This is a genomic window from Hyphomicrobium denitrificans 1NES1 (assembly GCF_000230975.2).
Lineage (GTDB): Bacteria > Pseudomonadota > Alphaproteobacteria > Rhizobiales > Hyphomicrobiaceae > Hyphomicrobium_B > Hyphomicrobium_B denitrificans_A.
Genome location: NC_021172.1, coordinates 3,289,177 through 3,309,481, shown reverse-complemented (window position 1 = coordinate 3,309,481; position 20,305 = coordinate 3,289,177). Strand labels below are relative to the sequence as shown.

Annotated in this window: 22 protein-coding genes; 7 read left to right on the top strand and 15 right to left on the bottom strand. The window is 59.5% G+C overall.

The genetic code is table 11. The annotated features are described in order from the left end of the window. Positions 1 to 122 precede the first annotated feature (122 nt). Entirely contained in the window at positions 123 to 929 is an 807-nt protein-coding gene (locus HYPDE_RS15815) for a TIGR01458 family HAD-type hydrolase (RefSeq protein WP_015599530.1), read from the top strand. Positions 930 to 1,313: 384 nt separating this feature from the next. Here HYPDE_RS15815 and HYPDE_RS15810 read toward each other — a convergent pair whose 3' ends face one another. The 3 genes from HYPDE_RS15810 to HYPDE_RS15800 all read right to left on the bottom strand — a co-directional run bounded on the left by HYPDE_RS15810 (position 1,314) and on the right by HYPDE_RS15800 (position 5,441). Beyond that, the gene (locus HYPDE_RS15810) at positions 1,314 to 2,147 is read right to left on the bottom strand and encodes a ribonuclease HII (protein ID WP_041320570.1); all 834 of its coding nucleotides are present in this window, start codon (positions 2,145 to 2,147) and stop codon (positions 1,314 to 1,316) included. Positions 2,148 to 2,206: 59 nt separating this feature from the next. Continuing rightward, positions 2,207 to 4,165, bottom strand: a complete 1,959-nt coding sequence (locus HYPDE_RS15805) for a hypothetical protein (protein WP_015599528.1) — start codon at positions 4,163 to 4,165, stop codon at positions 2,207 to 2,209. A 250-nt stretch (positions 4,166 to 4,415) separates the two neighbouring features. Next, positions 4,416 to 5,441: an NAD(P)-dependent methylenetetrahydromethanopterin dehydrogenase gene (locus HYPDE_RS15800; RefSeq protein WP_015599527.1), complete on the bottom strand. Its 1,026-nt coding sequence runs from the start codon at positions 5,439 to 5,441 to the stop codon at positions 4,416 to 4,418. 564 nt (positions 5,442 to 6,005) lie between these two features. On the opposite strand from HYPDE_RS15800, the gene HYPDE_RS15795 reads away from it, so the two are divergent. The 3 genes from HYPDE_RS15795 (at position 6,006) to HYPDE_RS15785 (ending at position 9,449) form a co-directional block, all read left to right on the top strand. Continuing rightward, positions 6,006 to 7,268, top strand: coding sequence for a multidrug effflux MFS transporter (locus tag HYPDE_RS15795; protein ID WP_015599526.1), 1,263 nt, complete (start codon positions 6,006 to 6,008; stop codon positions 7,266 to 7,268). A gap of 127 nt (positions 7,269 to 7,395) precedes the next feature. Beyond that, positions 7,396 to 8,073 carry a winged helix-turn-helix domain-containing protein gene (locus tag HYPDE_RS15790; protein ID WP_015599525.1) on the top strand — a complete coding sequence of 226 codons (678 nt, stop codon included), beginning with the start codon at positions 7,396 to 7,398 and terminating at the stop codon, positions 8,071 to 8,073. Beyond that, the gene (locus HYPDE_RS15785; protein ID WP_244437709.1) at positions 8,070 to 9,449 is read left to right on the top strand and encodes a sensor histidine kinase; all 1,380 of its coding nucleotides are present in this window, start codon (positions 8,070 to 8,072) and stop codon (positions 9,447 to 9,449) included. Before HYPDE_RS15790 ends, HYPDE_RS15785 begins: the two co-directional genes overlap by 4 nt. A gap of 178 nt (positions 9,450 to 9,627) precedes the next feature. Here HYPDE_RS15785 and hemP read toward each other — a convergent pair whose 3' ends face one another. From hemP to HYPDE_RS15770, 3 genes are read right to left on the bottom strand one after another with little or no spacing between them, the layout of a single operon-like run. After that, a complete protein-coding gene (gene hemP, locus HYPDE_RS15780) occupies positions 9,628 to 9,816 on the bottom strand; it encodes a hemin uptake protein HemP (protein WP_244437708.1) in 189 nt (62 codons plus the stop codon). 48 nt (positions 9,817 to 9,864) lie between these two features. After that, positions 9,865 to 10,422 carry a hypothetical protein gene (locus HYPDE_RS15775; RefSeq protein WP_015599522.1) on the bottom strand — a complete coding sequence of 186 codons (558 nt, stop codon included), beginning with the start codon at positions 10,420 to 10,422 and terminating at the stop codon, positions 9,865 to 9,867. Next, a complete protein-coding gene (locus tag HYPDE_RS15770; RefSeq protein ID WP_015599521.1) occupies positions 10,415 to 10,693 on the bottom strand; it encodes a hypothetical protein in 279 nt (92 codons plus the stop codon). Before HYPDE_RS15770 ends, HYPDE_RS15775 begins: the two co-directional genes overlap by 8 nt. Before the next feature lie 223 nt (positions 10,694 to 10,916). Between HYPDE_RS15770 and HYPDE_RS15765 the strand changes: the two genes are divergently transcribed. Then, entirely contained in the window at positions 10,917 to 11,495 is a 579-nt protein-coding gene (locus HYPDE_RS15765; RefSeq protein WP_041320568.1) for a cytochrome b, read from the top strand. Then, positions 11,495 to 12,073, top strand: coding sequence for a YceI family protein (locus HYPDE_RS15760; RefSeq protein WP_015599519.1), 579 nt, complete (start codon positions 11,495 to 11,497; stop codon positions 12,071 to 12,073). Before HYPDE_RS15765 ends, HYPDE_RS15760 begins: the two co-directional genes overlap by 1 nt. Here HYPDE_RS15760 and HYPDE_RS15755 read toward each other — a convergent pair whose 3' ends face one another. Genes HYPDE_RS15755 through bioB form a run of 5 tightly spaced genes read right to left on the bottom strand, consistent with a single transcriptional unit; the run spans position 12,074 to position 17,138 of the window. Continuing rightward, positions 12,074 to 13,054: a beta-ketoacyl-ACP synthase III gene (locus HYPDE_RS15755; protein ID WP_015599518.1), complete on the bottom strand. Its 981-nt coding sequence runs from the start codon at positions 13,052 to 13,054 to the stop codon at positions 12,074 to 12,076. Beyond that, positions 13,051 to 14,310: an adenosylmethionine--8-amino-7-oxononanoate transaminase gene (locus tag HYPDE_RS15750; RefSeq protein WP_015599517.1), complete on the bottom strand. Its 1,260-nt coding sequence runs from the start codon at positions 14,308 to 14,310 to the stop codon at positions 13,051 to 13,053. Before HYPDE_RS15750 ends, HYPDE_RS15755 begins: the two co-directional genes overlap by 4 nt. Continuing rightward, the gene (gene bioD / locus HYPDE_RS15745) at positions 14,307 to 14,954 is read right to left on the bottom strand and encodes a dethiobiotin synthase (RefSeq protein ID WP_015599516.1); all 648 of its coding nucleotides are present in this window, start codon (positions 14,952 to 14,954) and stop codon (positions 14,307 to 14,309) included. The genes HYPDE_RS15750 and bioD overlap by 4 nt, the downstream gene beginning before the upstream one ends. Continuing rightward, on the bottom strand, positions 14,951 to 16,084 hold the full coding sequence (locus HYPDE_RS15740) for an 8-amino-7-oxononanoate synthase (protein ID WP_015599515.1): 1,134 nt from the start codon (positions 16,082 to 16,084) through the stop codon (positions 14,951 to 14,953). The genes bioD and HYPDE_RS15740 overlap by 4 nt, the downstream gene beginning before the upstream one ends. Further along, a complete protein-coding gene (gene bioB, locus HYPDE_RS15735; RefSeq protein WP_015599514.1) occupies positions 16,068 to 17,138 on the bottom strand; it encodes a biotin synthase BioB in 1,071 nt (356 codons plus the stop codon). The genes HYPDE_RS15740 and bioB overlap by 17 nt, the downstream gene beginning before the upstream one ends. 335 nt (positions 17,139 to 17,473) lie before the next feature. Between bioB and HYPDE_RS15730 the strand changes: the two genes are divergently transcribed. Continuing rightward, positions 17,474 to 17,728 (top strand): hypothetical protein, encoded by a 255-nt coding sequence (locus HYPDE_RS15730; RefSeq protein ID WP_041321430.1) that lies wholly within the window; start codon positions 17,474 to 17,476, stop codon positions 17,726 to 17,728. A 27-nt stretch (positions 17,729 to 17,755) separates the two neighbouring features. Here HYPDE_RS15730 and HYPDE_RS15725 read toward each other — a convergent pair whose 3' ends face one another. From HYPDE_RS15725 to HYPDE_RS15710, 4 genes are all read right to left on the bottom strand, one after another. Further along, the gene (locus tag HYPDE_RS15725) at positions 17,756 to 18,202 is read right to left on the bottom strand and encodes a DUF1178 family protein (RefSeq protein WP_015599512.1); all 447 of its coding nucleotides are present in this window, start codon (positions 18,200 to 18,202) and stop codon (positions 17,756 to 17,758) included. Beyond that, positions 18,203 to 19,075 carry a carbon-nitrogen hydrolase family protein gene (locus HYPDE_RS15720; RefSeq protein WP_015599511.1) on the bottom strand — a complete coding sequence of 291 codons (873 nt, stop codon included), beginning with the start codon at positions 19,073 to 19,075 and terminating at the stop codon, positions 18,203 to 18,205. A 2-nt stretch (positions 19,076 to 19,077) separates the two neighbouring features. Then, positions 19,078 to 19,350, bottom strand: a complete 273-nt coding sequence (grxC, locus tag HYPDE_RS15715; protein WP_013217143.1) for a glutaredoxin 3 — start codon at positions 19,348 to 19,350, stop codon at positions 19,078 to 19,080. Between the two features lie 126 nt (positions 19,351 to 19,476). Further along, on the bottom strand, positions 19,477 to 20,295 hold the full coding sequence (locus HYPDE_RS15710; protein ID WP_015599509.1) for a ComF family protein: 819 nt from the start codon (positions 20,293 to 20,295) through the stop codon (positions 19,477 to 19,479). Between the last annotated feature and the right edge of the window lie 10 nt (positions 20,296 to 20,305).

The window sequence follows — 20,305 nt, the reverse complement described above, 5'->3', positions numbered from 1 at the left end:
TAGGGCGAGGTGACGCGACTAAAGTGATAGCCGAGATGGCCTACCAGCCGGAGCCGCGGTGGAAACTAGAACTCTTCGGAAACTGATCCGACAGCCGCACTCTGCGACTGGAAATGATGAGGATGTCGAGCATGCAAGAACGTGGCGACAACACGATTGCAATCTCTGGCGTTCTCTTAGATCTCGGGGGCGTCATTTACGTGGGGAGTACCGTCCTTGAAGGCGCTCTTCCAGCAGTCGAACGACTGCGCAATGTCGGGCTACCGCTACGCTTCATCACCAACACCACGCGCCGCTCGAAGCGTCAGGTGATCGCGGATCTGCGCACAATGGGCCTCCATGTCTCAAGCGACGAGTTGTTGACGCCAGCCCTGCTGGCGCGAGCCTATCTCGAAAAGCACATGCTATCGCCGTTTTTGGTCGTGCATCCCAACTTGGAAGAGGACTTCGCCGGCCTGCCGCGTGGCTGCGCAGAGGCTGTCGTTGTCGGAGACGCCGGAGAACACTTCACTTACGATCGCCTCAATCGCGCATATCGGAAGGTCATTGACGGTGCAGAATTGGTGGCGCTCGCGAAGAACCGGAACTTCAAGGACGCGGACGGAGAGTTGAGCCTAGATGCCGGACCCTTCGTCGCCGCCCTCGAATTTGCCGCGAATAGACAGGCCATGCTGTTCGGCAAGCCGTCGGCGGACTTCTTCCATACGGCAGTCGATGATCTTCATTGCCGTGCGAATGAGGTTGTTATGATTGGCGACGATGCGGAGGCCGACGTGGAGGGCGCAATCACCAGTGGCTTGAACGGAATTCTCGTTCGGACTGGCAAGTACCGTCCGGGAGACGATTCTAAATTGGGCCATTGGACGAGCTACGTTGCCGAGAATCTCGAGGAAGCCACGCTCTGGATATTGGCCCACCGTAAAAGGTAATTCGGAGAGTGAAGTTTACGGGCATTACGAACGATGTTCAGGGCGCCGTTCTGCTTGTCCCGCGTTTTGCCCGCCGACGAATTTATGTCGGGGGGACAAATGGATGCCTCCCCGCACGGGGACATCGATCGTGGCCAAAATCTTATTGTGCTCTTTGCTTGCTCTTGCTGTTGTCCCTCTCGCCCCTCTCGCCCCCAGCCGCAGCTGCCGACCTCCCAGCTCTCAATGGGGGTATCTATGATGATGTGGAGCTGCATCCAACACCGCACACGGCTGGATACGTGCGAGCTACGCCGGTGTTACGGATGCAGGTGCGACGGTGGATGCATGATCACTGAAAGGATCAATCAATTTCAACCAGCGGTGAATATGCTGCCTTTCGCGTTAACGTCGGGCTGCCGATGTCGTCCCGTCGAAATTTGGCCACGGCGGCAGAGGCGGCAAACCCAAGGCGACGCGTACCGGCGCGAAGGACCGGCGATGAACGGGCGATGCGCCGAGCTTATTGAGCGCCGCAAGATGCTCTTTCACCGGATAGCCTTTGTGCTTGGAAAAGCCGTAACCTGGATATTCTGCATCCAATTTTCGCATCAGCGCATCGCGCGCGGTCTTGGCGAGAATGGATGCCGCAGCGATGGTCAGGCTCTTGGCATCGCCCTTCACGATCGATTGCTGCGGAATTGCAAGATCCTTGATGCGACGGGCATCGATAAGAACATGCTCCGGCGGCAACGCAAGTCCCTCGATCGCGCGGCGCATCGCGAGCAGGCCCGCCCAGTAAATATTGATGCTGTCGATTTCCTCGACCTCGGCAAAGCCGACGGACCAGGCAATTGCCGTCTTCTTGATTTCTATAGTCAGCCGTTCGCGCGTCGCACCGTCGAGTTTCTTCGAGTCGTCGATATCTGAAATACGTGCGCCCGGGGCGAAGATGACAGCCGCGGCTGACACAGGTCCCGCGAGCGGACTCATCCCGGCTTCATCGACTCCGGCGACATACTGCACGCCGGTTCTCCAAAGCGAGGTTTCAAAGCGCAGCAACTTTCTAATTCGCTGGCCTTCGGACCTATGGTCGAAACGGCGTCGCGCGATAGTGTCCAGGATGGCTTTCGCACCGGGGCGCGGGTCGGCGGCGAGCGCGGCCTCCGTTGCAGAATCGAGCGGCCTAAGCTCAATCACGTAACGGCGCCGAATCTCGGAAAGGATAAGTTTAGTCACAAACCGCTACCTTCACCCTTCCGCACGCAACATTCGGTGAGGGTTGGATTTGCATAAACCTAGTTGCGTGCAGGCCGTCGCCGCTCGTGAAACCATGGCCGATACTCCGCCATCTTCTGCCGTTGCGCTCCCGACGCGCGTCGCTTGCACGTTGATGCTTCATCGCCTTTGTCCGGCGCGCCCCACCGAAGCTCGACGCAATCGTTGACATTATACGCCATCTCGAGCTCGGCGGTACGCTCGACCACGTCCTTGAGCGCCAGCGGCCATTGCGAGCCATCGCTGCGCAGATAGGCGAACTTACGCGTTGCAAGCTCCGAGGCAAGCGTGCGGTCGAGTTCCGCCTTTACATCGGCGACGCTCTTGCCTGCGGGCATCGCGTAGCGCTCCGGGCGCCGCGCCACGCGATCGGGGAATCCCCGAACCACGTCGATCGCGATCAGCAGACGAAGATCGCGTGACGGCGTCGAAAAATCTTCCCAAGCTCCGGTCGTCTCGAAAATCGATGCGCCGTTCGGGATGGCCACCTCGGCACCGCCGCCATTCTGATACTTCCGGCCGTTTTCAACCGACGTGACGCGCGCCTTCACCTGTTCTTCAAGCGCCGTGATGGCCTCCTGCATGGCGCGCAGCGGATCGAGTGGCGCCGGTGACATCACGTCGTCCATGCGATCGTAAAACGCTTCGACACTAAGCTTGGATTGTTCGAGAGAAAAGTCGCCGTAGTCGGCCTCGTTGGCAATCTCGGCATTGGCGAGACGTCGTAAGCCGCCGTTCTTGTCAGCTACAATCGGCCGGAAGCGTTTGAAACCAGGGCTGCCTAGCCCCGGGTCCTGTGCAAACAGGAAATTACCGCGCCAAAAGCGTTTGCGCGCGACCGTACCGTCGGGCTGCCCGTCGACGGCAAGAAACACACCCGCCGCGGCGCTCGTCTGCGCGATGCGCTTCACAAGCACCAGAACATGCCCGTATGGATCGGCATAGATCGTCCCAGGACGGAGCGTGTCCTCTTTCAGCGCCACCGGATAATAGTCGGTCTTATTGTCGTCCGCTGCCGTTCGCCCGGCACCCGAGTGGACTGCGTTTGCGACAGTCGTTCGCAAATAATAGCCGAAACCCGACACGAGCCCGGCTGGTCTTGATGGGCCACGGATAGTCGAGGGCTTCGCGGCAACATCTCCGAATATCCCGGAAATCAAACCCGGCTTCGCATCCGCAACTTTCTGCTCCTCGGCGCCGGGTTCCTCTTTCTGGATATTCCACCACTGCGGACATCTCGGCGGCTTGCCGCCTCCGCCGCGCGAGCATTTCGAATAGCCGAATGGCAATCCCATCTTGAAGGCGAAATACGCCCGCAGAAAATACGGAAGATCGGCGCAATCGGGGCGAATGATGAGGCCCTTCCTGTCTTCGCCGAGTCCGAGATGGTCAAACAGGAAATTTCGCGATTGATTGCGCAGCACCTCATGGAGCGCAGCCCACGACGGTGCTTCGTCAAGCGGCGCATCGAAAAGCTTTTCGATCCAGGCCGAATATAAATTCTCCGTCTTGCGATTCCAGGAGTCGCGTACGGGCCAGACACTTTTGTCTGAGCTTTGCGAAGCTGGCTTTGCAGTGCTGCCGACGACGATTTCGCGCGTAACTTTGCTGCATATCGCGGCTGCATCGTCGGAGATGAGTGTCGCCCGCCATGTTCCCGCGACGGGCTTCGCGATCTCCGCGAACCAGAAATAGGGCGGACCGCCGCGGCGTTCGCGCGACTTGAGTGCAACGCTGCCATCCGGTGCGATCAGCGAAAGCTCGCCTTGAAGCGGTTTTTCGACTGCGAAGACAACGCGCAGCGACGCGCCTTTCCAGGGTGATAGCGGCGAGACGAGGACGGCAAGCTTGGCCGACGCGTCACAGCTTTCGGATGTCTCCTTGGCCGATGCTTGGACAGCCGGAATGAGAAGGAAAAGCAGGCTTGCGGCCAATAGCAAACGCGTCGGCGCAGCGGCAAAATGGCGTCGATAAAACAAGCGCAGTCCCCCTCCCCGATGCCCCTCGCTACGGTCACGCTCGCGAAAGCCTTTGCCTCAACCATGGCAAAATTATCACGACGAGTAATACAATATTGCCGAGAGACAGTCGGCGAGGCGCATCGAAAGTGGCAGAACAGTATACGCTGTTAACAAACAAAGGCTTAGGCGACTACCGCACGGAGGATCGGAACCGCGATAACCAGCGGGCTCCTTACCTGCAGTCGAGCCTTTGGCGAAAGTTTCGACCTCAGCGCGTCTTCTTACGCACGAACTGCCGCGCAACTGCAAAGGCATCGTTGAAGTCGAGCATCAAAGATTGATCCGTGCGGATCATGCGACGCAGGAGCCCCGCCTGAGTCTTATATTTGATATCGCCGATCGCGAGGGGTCCAACAGACAGCAGCCCACGCTTTCCAATCGTGCGGCCGAAATCGAATAGCTCGACGCCTTCGATGCCGGCAGGCGGCACGGCGTTGACGTCGGCAACCACGATGGTCCGTTTCGATTTTTCGAAGTGCTTCGCCTTCAAGACCTGAATGCCGGCTGCAGCCGCACAAAGAACGACGTCGGCATTCGCAACGATCTTGCTCTTGTCCGCGTCGCGACCACCCAACACCGGCTTGAGGGTCACGCCGAAGCGCTCCTTGCCGGCGCGCACCAAGGGTTCAAGCGCTGCCAGGCCCATGTGAGAAACGATCTTGACGTCGGCGCCGTTGCGGGCGGCGATGACAGCCGATGCAAACCCGACTACGCCCGTGGCACCGAATACGGCGACGCTGGCGCCTTCGAGCGCTCGCGACGTCTTTTTGCGGTAGACGCTCTCGACGCAGGCAACCATGGCCGCGGCTGTGGTGAATGAGCCGCCGGGATCTGCCAGGACAGAGAGCTGAAAGGGTGGAACGAGCGACGTCTTGGCGACCGCCAGCATATCGAGCGCCAGAAGCGCGTCTTTGCCGCCGATGAACATCGCCGTCCTGCAGCCATAGTGCGGCGGCCGGGAGAAAATGGCGTCCTGGACGAGCGCGCGCGTGTCGTTCAGCCGCACTCCGGTGTGCGGGACGACGACCTTGTATCCCGCATCGACGGCCATGTTGACGTCGAAGGGACTAGCAAAGGATTGAGTCGAAAGGAAATGGAGAATGGGCGTGGCGGTAATCCGCTTTTTCTTTTTCGCCGATGCTTGGTTGCGGGATTTTTTAAGCGAAAGAATTTCGGTATTTACATCGAGATCGGCGATTCCTTCGTCGAACTGCGCGACGTCATCCATTGCCATTACGAGATACTCCGCTACCCTGACTCAATTTCGGCTGTCACGCCGCTTTCTGGATTTCTTTCGTCGCGCGCATTTGCTCGCCCGCAGGCAAGCAAATTCATCGCAATGGTGCTTAGGAAATGCCGCTCCGGAAGGCGGCCGAGCGAGGGAGGGCTTCATGCCGTCAGTGCTTCACGGCACCGCTTCGCTGAGAAATGTTCTTGCCGAATAAAGCGAAATAATGCGTTAAGTTGGGGCACGAAGAGTTGACGCAATCAAAAACATTAAAATATGCGGTACATGCGTATAATTGAGAAGATGAATGGGCGAAATCACCATTTATTTGCGGTACCAAAATTTATTCCCGAAGAAGTAATTAATGCCGGGACCGGAAAGTTACAAAATAGATGGCGCTATATAAACGAGCGCTGACATCCTCGATCCGTAGCCCAAAATGAGTAGTGGCGGCGATCGGACTGTCGCGGCTGGGGTGCTGTGACGTCTTACATGCCGCATTTCCGCTCTCGTTGGCGTAATAGGACCGGCGCCCAAGCCGATTCGGCAGGGCATCTCAGAGACAAAATAATGAACGCACTAGAGCGCGAGGATGACGTGCTTTCCTCAACCGGATCGCCACAAGCGCTGCACAATTTGTCGTTCGTCGAGTTCGTCGTGCTCACCGCGGCGATGATGGCGCTGACGGCGATCTCGATCGATATCATGCTGCCGGCGTTACCGCAGATTGGCGCGGCACTTGGCGTCACGAGCGCGAACGATCGGCAACTCGTCGTCATTCTCTACATGGCAGGCTTCGCGGCCGGACAGTTTTTCTTCGGTCCGCTTTCCGATCACGTCGGCCGTAAGCCGGCACTGATGGCGGGGCTTGCAATCTACATTGTCGGCACGGTAGCCGCCCTAATATCAAATGCGTTTCCAATGCTTCTTGCGGCGCGGCTCGTGCAAGGCATCGGCGCCGCCTCTCCCCGCGTGATTGCGATCGCGGTCGTACGCGACCTCTACGGCGGCCGGCAGATGGCGCGCGTCATGTCGTTTGCGATGATGGTATTCATCGTCATTCCGGTCCTGGCGCCGTCAATCGGCCAAGCCCTGATCCAACTCGGCGACTGGCATTGGGCATTCTACGCCCTGTTGGCGATGGCGATCCTGATCGCCATTTGGGCCGGTTTTCGCCTCCCGGAAACGGCCGCCCCGGCCTTGGGTCTCGAACATGCGATGAGTCTGCGCGACTCGCTTAAGACGGCAATTTTTGATTCCCAGACGATGGCCTACGGTGCTGCTGGCGGCTTCATGTTCGGTTGTCTCCTTGCCTATGTCGCAAGCGCCCAACAGGTTTTCGTCGAGGTGTTCGGCATGGGCGAAGCATTCCCGGTTGTCTTTGGAGCCATAGCCTCGGTGATGGCCGTCGCATCTTTCGTCAATGCACGGCTTGTCGGACGCTTGGGGATGCGAAGGCTGTCCCATGCTGCGCTTCTGGGGTTCGTCGCGGTGTCGCTTTGCCTCGCATTTGCAACGGCAGCCGGCAGCGCCGGCATTCTGGTCTATGCGCCGTTGGTTGCCAGTGCGTTCTTCCTGTTTGGGCTCATCGCGCCGAATTTCAACGCCATTGCGATGGAACCGCAGGGTCATAATGCAGGCATGGCCTCCTCGGTGACCGGCTCCCTTTCGACCGCGATCGGGGCTATGGCAGGTGGTCTAGTTGCGCACGCGTTCAACGGTACAGTATTTCCAATCGCCGCGGGCTTTGCCGCCTGCAGCCTGACGGCATGCCTCATCGTCTTTGCCGTCGAGGGAAAACATAGCTTTTTCGGCCGCAATCGGCGGGCATGAATGCCCAGATTATAAAGATAGCGCCTGTTCCATTGTGCGCGGTTCCGGAACTCGTCGTATACTGGGAGCGCAGGCGGATTCCACCGGCGCTCCGCCATCCCATGAGCCCACGCATCGGTGTACGAAAATGCGAATCTTGCTGCTTGAGGATGATGCCAATACGGCGGCCTACGTTTCGAAGGGCCTCGAGGAAGAAGGTCACACCGTCGATCACCTGGCCGACGGTCGCGACGCCGTCGCACAGGCCATAGGCGAAGATTACGACGTCATCATTCTCGATCGCATGCTGCCGGGTCTCGATGGCTTGGCGATCATCAAGACCATTCGCAGCGCCGGACGCCGGGTGCCGGTGCTGTTCCTGACGGCGCTTGGCGGTGTCGACGACCGTGTCGAGGGTCTCGATGCGGGCGGTGACGACTATCTCGTCAAACCTTTTGCTTTTTCGGAGCTGCTCGCGCGCGTCAATGCGCTCGCGCGTCGTCCGCATACCAAAGGCGAGGAGACGAGGCTCAAGGTCGGCGATCTGGAGATTGACCTCGTCAGCCGCAAGGTGACGCGCGGCGGCGATATGATCGATCTGCAGCCGCGCGAGTTCCGGTTGCTCGAAGTCCTCATGCGTAACCGCGGTCGTGTCGTGACGCGGACGATGCTGCTCGAGCGCGTGTGGAGTTTCCATTTCGATCCCAAGACAAGCGTCGTCGAAACGCACATCTCGCGTCTCCGTGCAAAGATCGATAAGCCCTATGGCAAGGAGCTCATTCATACGATCCGCGGCAGCGGCTACACCGTGAACGATGGTGCTTGACGTTGCGAGATCTTCTTAGGCGCACACCGTTTCGCTTGGCGGCCGCATTCTCCCTTTTCTTTATAACGACCGTGCTTGCGCTCTTCACCGTCATCTATCTGGTGGCGAGCGCGCGCCTCGTCAGCGACATTCGCGATCGCGTTCGCACGAATATCGACTCGCTGGCGGTCTTGGATGGAGACAGGACCTTTGACGACTTGGTGACGGTCGTCGCAGAGGAAAGCGAGTCCGTCCGCGATCCGGACTTCATCGTCGAGCTTGTCGATAAGAACGGAAAATTTCTTGCGGGTAATGTCCGTGGCGTTCCGAAGTCGACCCAATGGATGACGTTGAAGCGGTCGAATCTAAATTTCTCGATGGATCGCGGCGAGCCGAACGATGAATTCCTCGCGATCTGGAAGCCGCTCTCCAAAGGCAGTTTGCTGGTCGGCAGCGACAACAGCGAAGTCAAGCAAATGAAGTCGTTTTTGCTGAGGCTTCTGGCGTATGGTCTCCTGGCAACCTCGGTGGCGATCGCCTTGTGTGCGATCTATTTCGCGCGGCAGACGCAACACCGCATCGACGCCTTTGCAAATCCTCTCGCGCGCGTTTCGCAAGGCCACATTTCCGCCCGCGTACCGATCTCCGGCCTGCAGGATGACATCGATCAGGTCGCGTCCCAGGTTAATGGCATGCTCGGCAACCTGCAAAAGCTGATTGAAAACGTCAATCAATCGTCATCCGACATCGCGCACGATTTGAAGAAGCCCCTTGGCCGGCTGCGGCAACGTCTCGATGACGCGCGTCGCAAGGCAAAAAGTCCGGCGGAGTTTCAGTCCGCTGTCGATGCAGCATTGCTAGACATTGATTCCATAACGGAGACGTTCGACGCCCTGCTCCGCATCACGCAGATTGAAGCAGGTGCGCGCAAGGATAAGTTTGTAGACGTCGATTTGCGGGTGCTCTTGGCCGATGTCCATGACGTCTACGATATCGTTGCCGAGGACGCGGGTGACAGGCTGAGTTTTGCGAGCGAAGTCGCGCATCCGGCGATCGTACGCGGCGATCCTGAGCTTCTCGTCCAGCTTTTCGCGAATCTGGTCGAGAACGCCATTCGCCATTGTCCCTCGGGAACCGATATAGGATTGCGGCTTTGCGCATCTCCAGGACTCTATCGGGTGGAGGTGACGGATACCGGCCCGGGCATACCACCTCCCGAAAGGGAAAATGTTTTTCGCCGGCTTTACCGGTTGGAGCGCGCCCGCTCGACGGATGGAAGCGGTCTGGGATTGAGCCTCGTTGCAGCGATTGTCGACCTGCACGGCGCCAAGATCACGCTTGCCGATAACGCACCCGGACTTCGTGTCGAGGTGAGTTTTCCGGCAGCGTCGGTTTAGAGAAACAGAGAAACAGCGGGCCGGACGGCTGGGGTTTCATGCGGAGCCGGCCCGCTGTCGACGTGCATAGAGCGGCGAGACGGGATGTCATGAGCTCTAACACGTATCGTAAGACCGAGCATGATCTTCGCTCGGATTCATTCGGTAAACGGCGCCTGCAGACGCCGGCGCCATCAAGCTACTTGCTCAGAATAAGTTTCCCGGCCTCCGTGATGCGTAGACGATAATCCTGTCCGCGGTGCTCAAGAATGACTTCACGCTCGCCCCGCATCAGTTCGCTCACGAGATATCTCGTGAGCGAACTGCGCGCGGCAGCGCCTGCATCCCCCGTCGCAGCCGGCACTGGTGTTTCAGTCTTTTCTGGCACGTCCTTGTCCCATCGGCCAATCAGCCGGCGCCTCTCACGGCCCATGCGCTAATGCAGATAAAGCGCCTGCACGGTCTGACATTCGAATTCGGCTGTCTGATCCGCCCGTGGCTCGGTATGCTGCAATTGTGCATCCGCAAGGCAGCGCACAGCGAGCCGGGTCCATTCCGTTATCTGACCATTATTGAGCGCCAGCGCGATGCCGCTCTCGAACGCAAGGCGGTCGCCGGTTCGCGCCGACTTGAGCAGTCCCGTAATGGTCAGCTCGTCGGGGGAGACATGCCGGCAGCCGACGCTAAGGTAAGAAAATCCGGTGCCTCGTTCGTGGCGCAGGGCCCGCATCAGCGCGGTAACCCGAGCGACGAGTAACGGCCCGTCGACGGCGCCGAGCTGGTCTTCCGCGAACCTTACGGCGACTTCCAAGGGCTGCGCCGAGGCCGTGGCGTAGACGTCGCAAATACAGCGGAAGACATCGAGTGTGATGTTCTCGATCGAAGAGAATCCAAGCGCGCTTTGGAGTGGAAAGCCAAGCGCATGGCCGGCACATATAGGCTCGCCCTCTGTGATCGAGGATGATGCCGACTCGAGATTTCTAATCTTACGCATCCGTCCGACTCCCTGGGATCGAATGGAAAATGCGCGACGAAGCAGAAGCAACGGACGGCACGCGCCGTTGCGGCGCAGCGGCTTGCTCTGCGTTCTGCGCATTCGGGCCGTCGTCTGAAATATTGGAAAGCATGCGGTCGAATGCTGCAACGTGCCCTGTGGCAAGGTCCCAGATCATTCCGACGGATGCCGTAAGCATCGATGCAGTAAGGGCCGCGTTCGATACGTCATGCGCATCGAGGTGCTCACCTTCAACGTGTGGACGTTTCATCGTCAGTCCCCAATGTATCGGGGTTCAAGGCCCCGCAAATGGCAGATGATGCATTTAAGCTAATCTATACTTCTGGAGTCAAGTTTAAAATTGGCTCCCGCGTCGCGGCCGGACCGTTTTCGCAACTGCCGGCCGAAGCGCCCCCTTCGAACGTCTTGAAAAGGCCTAAGCTAATCCGCATTTGCCCCTTGCACCGAAGCTGAGGGATGGGCGACCGGCCATCATGTATTTTCGTGACACATCGCAAGGCTATGGGATTGTCTCACGGCTATTTCATTGGGTTATGGCCGTCGCGATTTTCGCCATGTTCGCACTCGGCGTATGGATGGTGAAGCTCGATTATTACAGTCCCTATTATAATGCCGCCCCCAATCTTCACCGAAGTGTCGGAATCCTTCTCCTGATCGCATTGCTTGTCCGATGGCTCTGGCGGATCACGAACATCAAACCCGATCCCGACGGTCTGTCGCCCCTCGAGCAGAAGGCGTCATATGCCGCGCACTGGGGATTTTATGTCCTCCTGCTCGGGTTGATGGTTAGCGGTTATCTGATCTCGACGCCGGATGGGCAGCCCATCGATGTCTTCGGTTGGTTCGACGTTCCGTCGGTCATTAAAATGCGTGGTCTCGAAAGTAGCGCGGGGTACGTCCATCGCGTGGTCGCTTATGTCGTGATCGCGCTCGCGGTTGTTCACACGCTTGCCGCGCTGAAGCACCACTTTGTCGATAAAAGCAAAATTTTGAGTCGTATGTGGTCGGGGCCGCCGCGCCCTGCCATCAATCCAGAAGAGGAAAATCACTGATGAAGATCGCAATGATCGCCTTTGCCGTTGCAGCATTCGCATCCGCGCTGACGACGGTGGCGACGGCTGCGGATTACGTTATCGACACCAAGAACGTGCATGCGTCGATCAACTTCCGGATCAAGCATCTAGGCTTCAGCTGGATTGCAGGCCGGTTCGATAAGTTCTCCGGCACATTTTCCTACGATGATAAGAATCCTGATGCGTCAAAAGTCAAAATCGAGATCGATACGACGAGCGTCGATACCAATCATGCCGAGCGCGACAAGCATCTGCGCGGCGCTGACCTGCTCGATACCGAAATGTTTCCGACCGCGACCTTCGAGAGCACAAGCGTGAAAGCCTCGGGCCCGGACAAGGCGATAATTGCCGGCAAACTCACGTTGCACGGCGTTACCAAGGATATTTCCATAGATGCGCAGCGTGTCGGCGGCGGCAAAGATCCCTGGGGCGGCTATCGCGATGGCTTCACCGGAACAACGACGCTGAAGCTCGCCGATTTCGGCATCATGCGCGATCTAGGACCATTTTCGAAAGAAGTTGAGCTGACGCTCGACGTCGAAGGCATCAAGCAATAATCACCACCTGAAGACGACGGCGCCGCCCGTTAATCCGGCGCCAGCCGCCGTCATCAGGATGATATCGCCTTGGCGGTAAACGTGCTCGTGCGCCGATATCGAAAGCGTCAATGGAATGGTCGCGGCTGAACTGTTTCCGAATTCCGCGACGGTCGTGCGGAGACTTTCGGGTTTAACGCCGATCTGAAGCGCAACTGTTCCCGTCATGCGCGCGTTAGCCTGATGCGGAATGAAGTGCGCAACATCGGCTGCGACGATCCCGGCCTTCCGAAGCGCGATTTCCGCCGCGCCCGTCATCATCGCCACCGCCTTTGCGTAGACGGCCTGACCGTCCGACATGATCATCAACGTTTCGCTGGCATCATCGACTTTTGAGAACGGCTTCCGACTGCCGCCAGCCGGAATCGTGATCAATCCGTAGTGCGCGCCTTGAGCCGTAAGGTGTGCTCCGCGAATGCCGCTATCCTCGCGTTCGCTTGGAGCAAGCAGTACAGCTCCGGCGGCATCTGCGAATAGCACGCTGCTGGCGCGCTCCACCGGATTGATCCGGCGCGAAAGAATATTAGCGGCGACGACGAGCACCGGCGCTCTGTGACTTCGCACGTAGCTGTCGGCCAGCGTCAGAGCATAGATAAAGCCTGCACAGGCGCCAGCCATGTCTATGCCCCCGGCATTTGCGAGCCCGAGACGATGCGCAACGAGCGGCGCGGTTGGCGGCAAAAGATGATCGGGGGTTGATGTTGCGAGCAACAACAGACCAATGTTGTCGCGTGATAGTCCGGCCTGCGCAATCGCCATATCGCCAGCGCGGACAGCGAGATCGGAAAGCGCCTGATCGTCCGCCGCGTACCGTCGCGCGTCGATGCCGGTGCGCCGCTTGATCCATCCGGCCTCGAGTCCGAAGCGTGCTTCGATCTCTGCGTTCGGGACGATACGCTCCGGCGCATAGTGGCCAAGCCCGATGATTTCGACGCCGCTCATGGCCGAACCTCATCTGCAGCTTCGGAGATCGCCGCATAGACGCCATTCAAATCATCGGCCGTCGCGCAATAAGGTGGCATGACGTAAATCGTTGCACCGAGAGGTCTGAGCAGGACATTGCGATCGAGAAGTTTCCGGCGCAGCGATAGCGCCACGTCGGCTAGGTATCCCGTCCCCGCACCACTGAATTCAAACGCCGTGATCGTCCCGATCTGGCGTGCGTTCTCAAATCGTGGATCTTTTGCGATTCCGCGAAGGCATGCCGCCTGCGTTTTCGCCAACGCACCGATACGGGCGACAACCGGCTCGCTCCGCCAGATTTCGAGATTCGCGGCGGCGGCCGCGCACGCGATCGGATTGGCCGTATAGGAACTCGAATGATAGAACGTGCGCGAGCGGTCCTTCGACAGATGCGCATCGAAAATGGCATCCGTGCAGAGCGTCGCCGCGAGCGGAATTGAGCCGCCCGTTATTCCCTTGGCGACACAGACGATATCGGGAGAAACATTCGCTTGCTCCGACGCGAAAAGCGTTCCCGTGCGCCCAAACCCCGTCATCACCTCGTCCGCGATAAAGAGAACATCGTAACGCGCACAGATGCGGTGCATTTCGGCGAGCGTTGCGGCGTCGTAAATCAGCATGCCGCCGGCGCCGAGGATCAGCGGTTCGCAAATGAAACCGGCGACGTCGCCGGCGCCGCATGCTTGTTCAAGAGCGTCAAATGTTTGTTGCTCGGCACTCTTCTCGGGAAATGGGATGCGCCCGACGTCGAACAGCAACGGCTCGTAAGCCGCATTGAATACGCCGCGCGCACCAGCCGACATCGTGCCGATCGTGTCGCCGTGATAAGCATGTTCGAGCGCGAGGATGCGCGTTCGCGCTTTGCCGGTATTCTTCCAATACCCGAGCGCCATTTTGAGCGCGACTTCAACCGAGGTCGAGCCGCTGTCGGAAAAGAAAACATGCGTGAGGCCGCTCGGGGCAATTTCGACCAATCCGCGCGCAACGGCTTCCGCAGGCTCATGCGTAAAGCCCGCGAAGATCAACTGATCGAGCTTGTCGGCTTGCTCTTGAATGGCGCGCACGATCTTCGGATGTCGGTGGCCGTGCGTGATGACCCACCATGAAGAAATGCCGTCCAAGATGCGGCGACCATCGATAGTTTCGAGCCAGGCACCTCCCGATCTCGCAATCGGAAGCATATCCGGCTCAAGACCGTGCTGGGTGAAGGGATGCCAGACAGGCGAACGGCTCATGGATCGGATGCTCCGACGGCGAGAAGATCCGGAATCGAGAAGTTCGCTGCAAAAGCCTGGCGCAACGTACTGCTAGTGAGTTCAGGAATGCGTGGCAGCCGACCAAGCCGCCGCACGCGCCCGAAGGAGGAAATCGTGCGCTCGCTGTCGGCGCTTTCTTCGCCGATGAAGGCGATGCCGAGAATTGGAATGGCGCGCCGCTTGAGAGCTTCGATCGACAACAGGGAATGGTTGATCGTGCCGAGCCGCGTCGAACTGCACAGGATAACCGGAAGTTTCCAGTCTGCGACTAAATCGATTTGCAACAGGCGTCGTGTCAGCGGCACGTCGAGCCCGCCCGCGAGTTCGATGACGAGCGGCGTCGGATGATCTTGCGGGCGCAGGCGTTCAGGATCGATTTCGACGCCGTCGCGCTCGGCTGCGAAATGCGGCGACGCAGGCGTATTGAGCCTGTAGGCTTCCGTCAGGATACGAGACGCCGGAAAACAGCTCAGTCGGCTGACGATCTCCGAGTCCGTTTCTCCCGCGAGCCCTGCTTGCACCGGCTTCCAATAATAGCCATCCAACGCCTGCGTTAGCCCCGCAGAAAAAACCGTCTTGCCGATATCGGTGTCGGTTCCGGCGACGACGATGCGTGTGCTCATGCCGCAATCTCCGCTTCGGCGGCAGCGAGATTCGTAACCAAGCGCGAAAGGACGGTTTCATCCGTATTGAGCGTGATGGTCAGGCGCAGCCGCGCAGTCCCCTCCGGCACGGTCGGAGGCCGGATCGCGCGAATATCGTAGCCGCGGGATTTCATCGCCGAAGCGAGCGCAACGGCGGAAGCGTCAGCACCGATGATGATCGGCTGAATTTGTGAACCCGACGGCGCGTACTGCGTCTTCGATTTCAATTCGCTTTCGGCGAAGGTAATGAGCCGATGCAACTTTTCGCGTCGCTCCGGCTCTTTTCGGCAAATCTCGAGCGCCGCGCGGACAGCCGCCGCGACGAGCGGTGACGGAGCCGTCGCGTAAATGAAGGCCCGTGCGCGATTGACCAGAAAATCGCGGATCGTCTTCGGAGCCAGCACCAGCGCGCCCATCACGCCAAGCGCCTTGCCGCAGGTATGCAGTGTAATGACGTTGGCGCTGCCTTCGAGATGCGCCGCAAGACCTCGGCCTTGAGGGCCGAAAACGCCCGTTGCGTGTGCCTCATCGACAATCAGCATCGCATCATGGCGACGCGCAAGCTGAGCGAGATCGTCGATCGGCGCACGGTCGCCGTCCATGCTGTAAAGGCTTTCGACGACGATCCACGGCTGCCCCACGCCACCCGATGCGCGCCACGCTTTGATGGCGTCTTCGATGCTTTGGGGATCGTTATGCTTGGCAGCCGCCGTCTCGGCTTTCGAAAGGCGCATGCCGTCGTGCACGCTGGCATGGATTAGCTCGTCGTAGACGATCAGGTCCCCACGCGACGGCAGGGTCGCCATCAGCGCCGTGTTCGCGATGAACCCGCCGCCGAAGAAAAGCGCTGTTTCCGCACCGAAGAAACGCGCTGCTTCTGCTTCAAGTGCCTTATGCTCCGGATGGTTGCCGCGAAGCAGACGCGATCCCCCGGCCCCGACCGGCACGCCGCGTTCGATCGCGGCAACAACGGCGTCGGCAAGCTCCTGCGATTGTGCAAGACCGAGATAGTCGTTCGACGTGAAATCGATCCCGGCTGGCGCGTCGAGCGACCTCAACCGGCCACGGCGCTGCAAAGCGTCGAGCGCACGCTCATGATTTGAGGGCATCCTGTCGACCCGCGCAAACCGCGGGCTCATGGTCTTGAGTTTGATCGGTGTCGAGTTCGAGCGGCGCGAGGCCGAGCTTGGCGAATAAGAGGCTGTCCTTGTCTTCGCCCGGATTGTCAGCGGTCAGCAACGTGTCGCCGACGAAGATCGAATTGGCGCCCGCGAAAAAGCATAAGGCCTGCATTTCATCGCTCATATCGGTACGCCCCGCGGAAAGACGCACGAACGACCTCGGCATCAGGATGCGGGCGACGGCAATGGTGCGGACGAAATCGATAGGGTCGATCCGCTCGGCATTTTCGAGCGGCGTGCCGGGAATCGCGATCAGCATGTTGATCGGCACGCTCTCCGGATGCTCTTCGAGATTGGCGAGCGTCACGAGCATGTCGACGCGGTCTTCGCGCTCTTCGCCCATGCCGATGATGCCGCCTGAGCAGACCTTCATGCCGGCGTCGCGCACCCGCGCCAGGGTATCGAGTCGGTCGGCATAAGTACGGGTCGTAATGACCTTGCTGTAGTAGGCTTCGGAGGTGTCGACGTTGTGATTGTAATAGTCGAGGCCCGCATCCCGCAGTCGCACGATGTCATCATCTGTGAGCATGCCGAGAGTCATGCACGTTTCCATGCCGAGTCCCTTGACGCCCTCGACCATGGCGACGACGGTGTCCATGTCGCGCGCCTTTGGACTGCGCCACGCGGCACCCATGCAATAGCGCGTCGCGCCTGCTGCCTTGGCTTTCTTGGCCTCGGCGATGACCCGCTCGACTTCCATCAGCTTCGAGGCCTTGAGACCTGTCTTATGGTGCGCCGATTGGCTGCAATAGCCGCAATCCTCCGCACAGCCGCCCGTCTTGATCGACAGGAGGCGGCTCATCTGGACCTTGTTCGGGTCAAATGCCGCGCGGTGCACCGTCTGCGCCCGGAACAACAGGTCCATGAACGGTAGCTCATAAAGCGCCAGGGCTTCGGCGCGTGTCCAATCATGACGGAGCGCGGATGCCGCACGGGGCGACGGGCGCGCGGAGGTATCAAGTCTGGTCACGCTTGACGGCATCTGCTGGGTGATCTCCGCGGGACCGACGTGTCCCGATTAATGATTGTTTCTAGCGTGTCACGCCCCGCCCGCAACCACCAAAATGCCTCTGCAGCCGGGCACGACAAGCTCTCGGGCATGCCTGCGGGGCGAACCGCGCCGCGTCTCCGGTCGGGCGATAGCGAGAGTTATAATCAACGTTGTTATCAATCGCGTAGGGTCAAAAACGATTAACTATTGAACGACGTTCTAAATCAAGGGCAGATGATCGCCGAGCGGAAGCCTTGCTCGTCACGCTCTGATCTAAGTGGCTCCCGCCGCGTTCATTGACCGGCGTTCTGTTGCAGGTCATCCGAATGATGAAAACAGCTCGATTGGGGCTTCTGGCAGAAGCTCTTCACGCCGAAGAAGGCTTTGTGCATCGCGGGTTCACAGCAGAGCAGTCTTTCGAAAGCCTACTGGTGGAGCGCGACGGCCACTTCCGCGGTATCTGGACGGCAGACAAGGGCCGGTACGTCTGGACGGCCGCCGGCTATAGCCAGCCGAGCTTCAGCACAGCCTCACTGCCCGACGCTTTGAAATACACCCTGACTGAAATTTCCAGGGGCTGAGGTTTGCCGCGATAAGGATCGGTCGCGTCAGTTAAGATCTTCAGGCAACGGCGGCAAAATGCCGAACGGAATGCCATCCTGGTGCAGGGCCTGCGCTTCTTCGACGGTCGTGCTCCCACGAATATTGCGCTCTTCCGCCTCGCCGAAGTGGATTTTCCGGGCTTCTTCCGCAAAGGCCGAGCCGACATCTTCGGAGTTTTCAATAACGACCTTCTTGAAAGCGCGAAGTGCACCGGTCATCGCAGCGCGTGTGTTCTGATCGGCAGGTGCCTGCGGCCGCGCTTGCAATCCTGCGTTGCTGCTGCTGCGCCCGGAGACGACCGCAGGCGCCATCGGCTGTTTTGTGATCTCGGTCGATCCGCACAGTGGACAGGCCACGGCACCCGAGCGCGATTGGGCGTCGTATTCGGCAATGGTGCGGAACCAGCTCTCGAACTCGTGGCCGTCGGTGCAGCTAAGACGGTACTTGATCATTTACTTTCTTATCGTTTCGAGCTGCGAAGACCGCTCCTCGACGAGGTCGAAAAGCCGGTCATGTGTCAGAGATGGGATTTTGCGCCGAACTTCGTCAATATGGTGTGTATCGATGTCGCCGATCACGACGCCGGGATCCGTACCACCTTCGCCCAGGACTTCGCCCCAGGGCGAAATGATGAGGCTATGTCCGAATGTCTCGCGGCCGTTTTCGTGACGCCCGCCCTGGGCGGCCGCTAAAATAAATGTCTCGGTTTCAATGGCGCGGGCTCTGAGGAGCGTATGCCAATGCGCCTCTCCGGTGATCCGCGTAAAAGCCGCAGGCCCGGCAATGAAGGATGCCCCGGCTTTGGCGAGCGCGCGGTGCAGCGCCGGGAAACGCAGGTCGTAGCAGATCGTCAGGCCAAGCCGTCCCCAGGGCAACTCGGAAACCACTGCGCTGGAACCCGCCTGATAGTTGACGCTTTCGCTATAGACCTCGCCTTTGCCGAGATCGACGTCGAACATGTGAATCTTGTCGTAACGCGCGCTGATTTCGCCATTGGGCGCAATCAAATATGAGCGGTTTGCGAGCCGCCGGTCTCCGACCTTCACTGCCATGGAGCCGATGTGCAGCCAGATTTTTTTATCCGCCGCCGCCGCCGAAAACGCAGCAAGGGCCTCGTTGCCCGTCTCCGGCTTGGTTTCGGCCATCAACCGCTCGGTATCGATCTCCATCAGCGTCGTGCATTCGGGAGTTTGCACGTAGTCGGCCTCTTGCGCGGCAGCTTCGCTGATGAGGGCCAAGGCGTCGGAGACGTTGCGGGCAACGTCGCGACCGGCACACATCTGAACCAGCGCCGCCCGGAACGACGTCTTGGACGGAGAAATCATTGTCAGGATGCCGATGTGGTTTGTGCGAGGAGGGCGTCGAGCTTACCCGAGCGTTCGAGATCGAAAAGGTCGTCGCAGCCGCCGACGTGGACGCTGCCGATCCAGATTTGCGGAACCGTATGACGGCCCCCTGCGCGCGCTCTCAAATCCGCACGCAAATCACTTCGGCCCGTTAAATCGATTTCCTCGAAGGCCGCACCTTTGCGTCTGAGCAGGTCTTTGGCCATGTGGCAGTAGCAGCAGTTGCCAGCCGTATAGACCGTCACCTTATGCATCACGTCGGCGCCTCTCCACCGGCCCTGAATTTCGCCCGAATCAAGCCTACGCCGTTCGCGAGGCCATGCAACCTTGATCGTTATATTTGCGCCCCTGTGCCGCGCCTTTGCCACGGTTTTTGGGGCTCAAGATGAACTGTTCGCAACGATCGCGAGCGCCAGCACATCGACGCGCCGCGCGCCCGCGCGCTTCAGCGCCAGAGCAGCGGCCGAGGCGGTTGCCCCCGTCGTGATCACATCGTCGATCAGAACTATGGCTTTTCCGGACACGGACGTGGTTTCATTCGCCGGAACACGAAAGACGCCCGCGACATTCCGCTGGCGCTGAGCACGCGTAAGGCCAACTTGATGTGGCGTCGAGCGCGGCCGGACGAGCGCAAACGGCCTGACGGGCTTCTTCGCAATGCGGCCCGTTTCTGCTGCAAGAATCTGAGCTTGGTTAAAACGCCGCGTCAGCAGCCGCCAGCGCGCCAGCGGCACGGGGATCAGAATGTCCGCATCGTCGAGCAATTCGCGGCCGGCTTCAGCCAGCCATCGTCCAAAAAGATGGCGGGCGTGATGCGTATCGTGGAACTTGAACGCGTGAATAAGCTCGCGCATCACGCCGTCGAAGCTCGCGACGGCGCGGGCTCGGTCGAAATCCGGCGGGTTAGCCACTGCAGCGGCCGAAACCATCAGGCCGCCGGTATCGTAGGGCATCGGCAGCCCCAGGCGATCGCAAAGCGGCGGCCGGACGAAATTGATCCGTCGCCAACATGCCGGGCAAAGCGCATCATGCGCCATAATGTGCGTCCGGCAGCCAAGGCACAGCGGCGGAAGCAAAATATCGAGTGCCGAGCGCCCGGCATGACTGAGGGCGCGAAAGAGTCGCGCGGCGCCGGTCTCGGTCGCCGTGCCATCTTCCCGCGCGAAATTTGGGTTTTCGGTCCTTGATCGTGCTGCCATTGCCGAAACC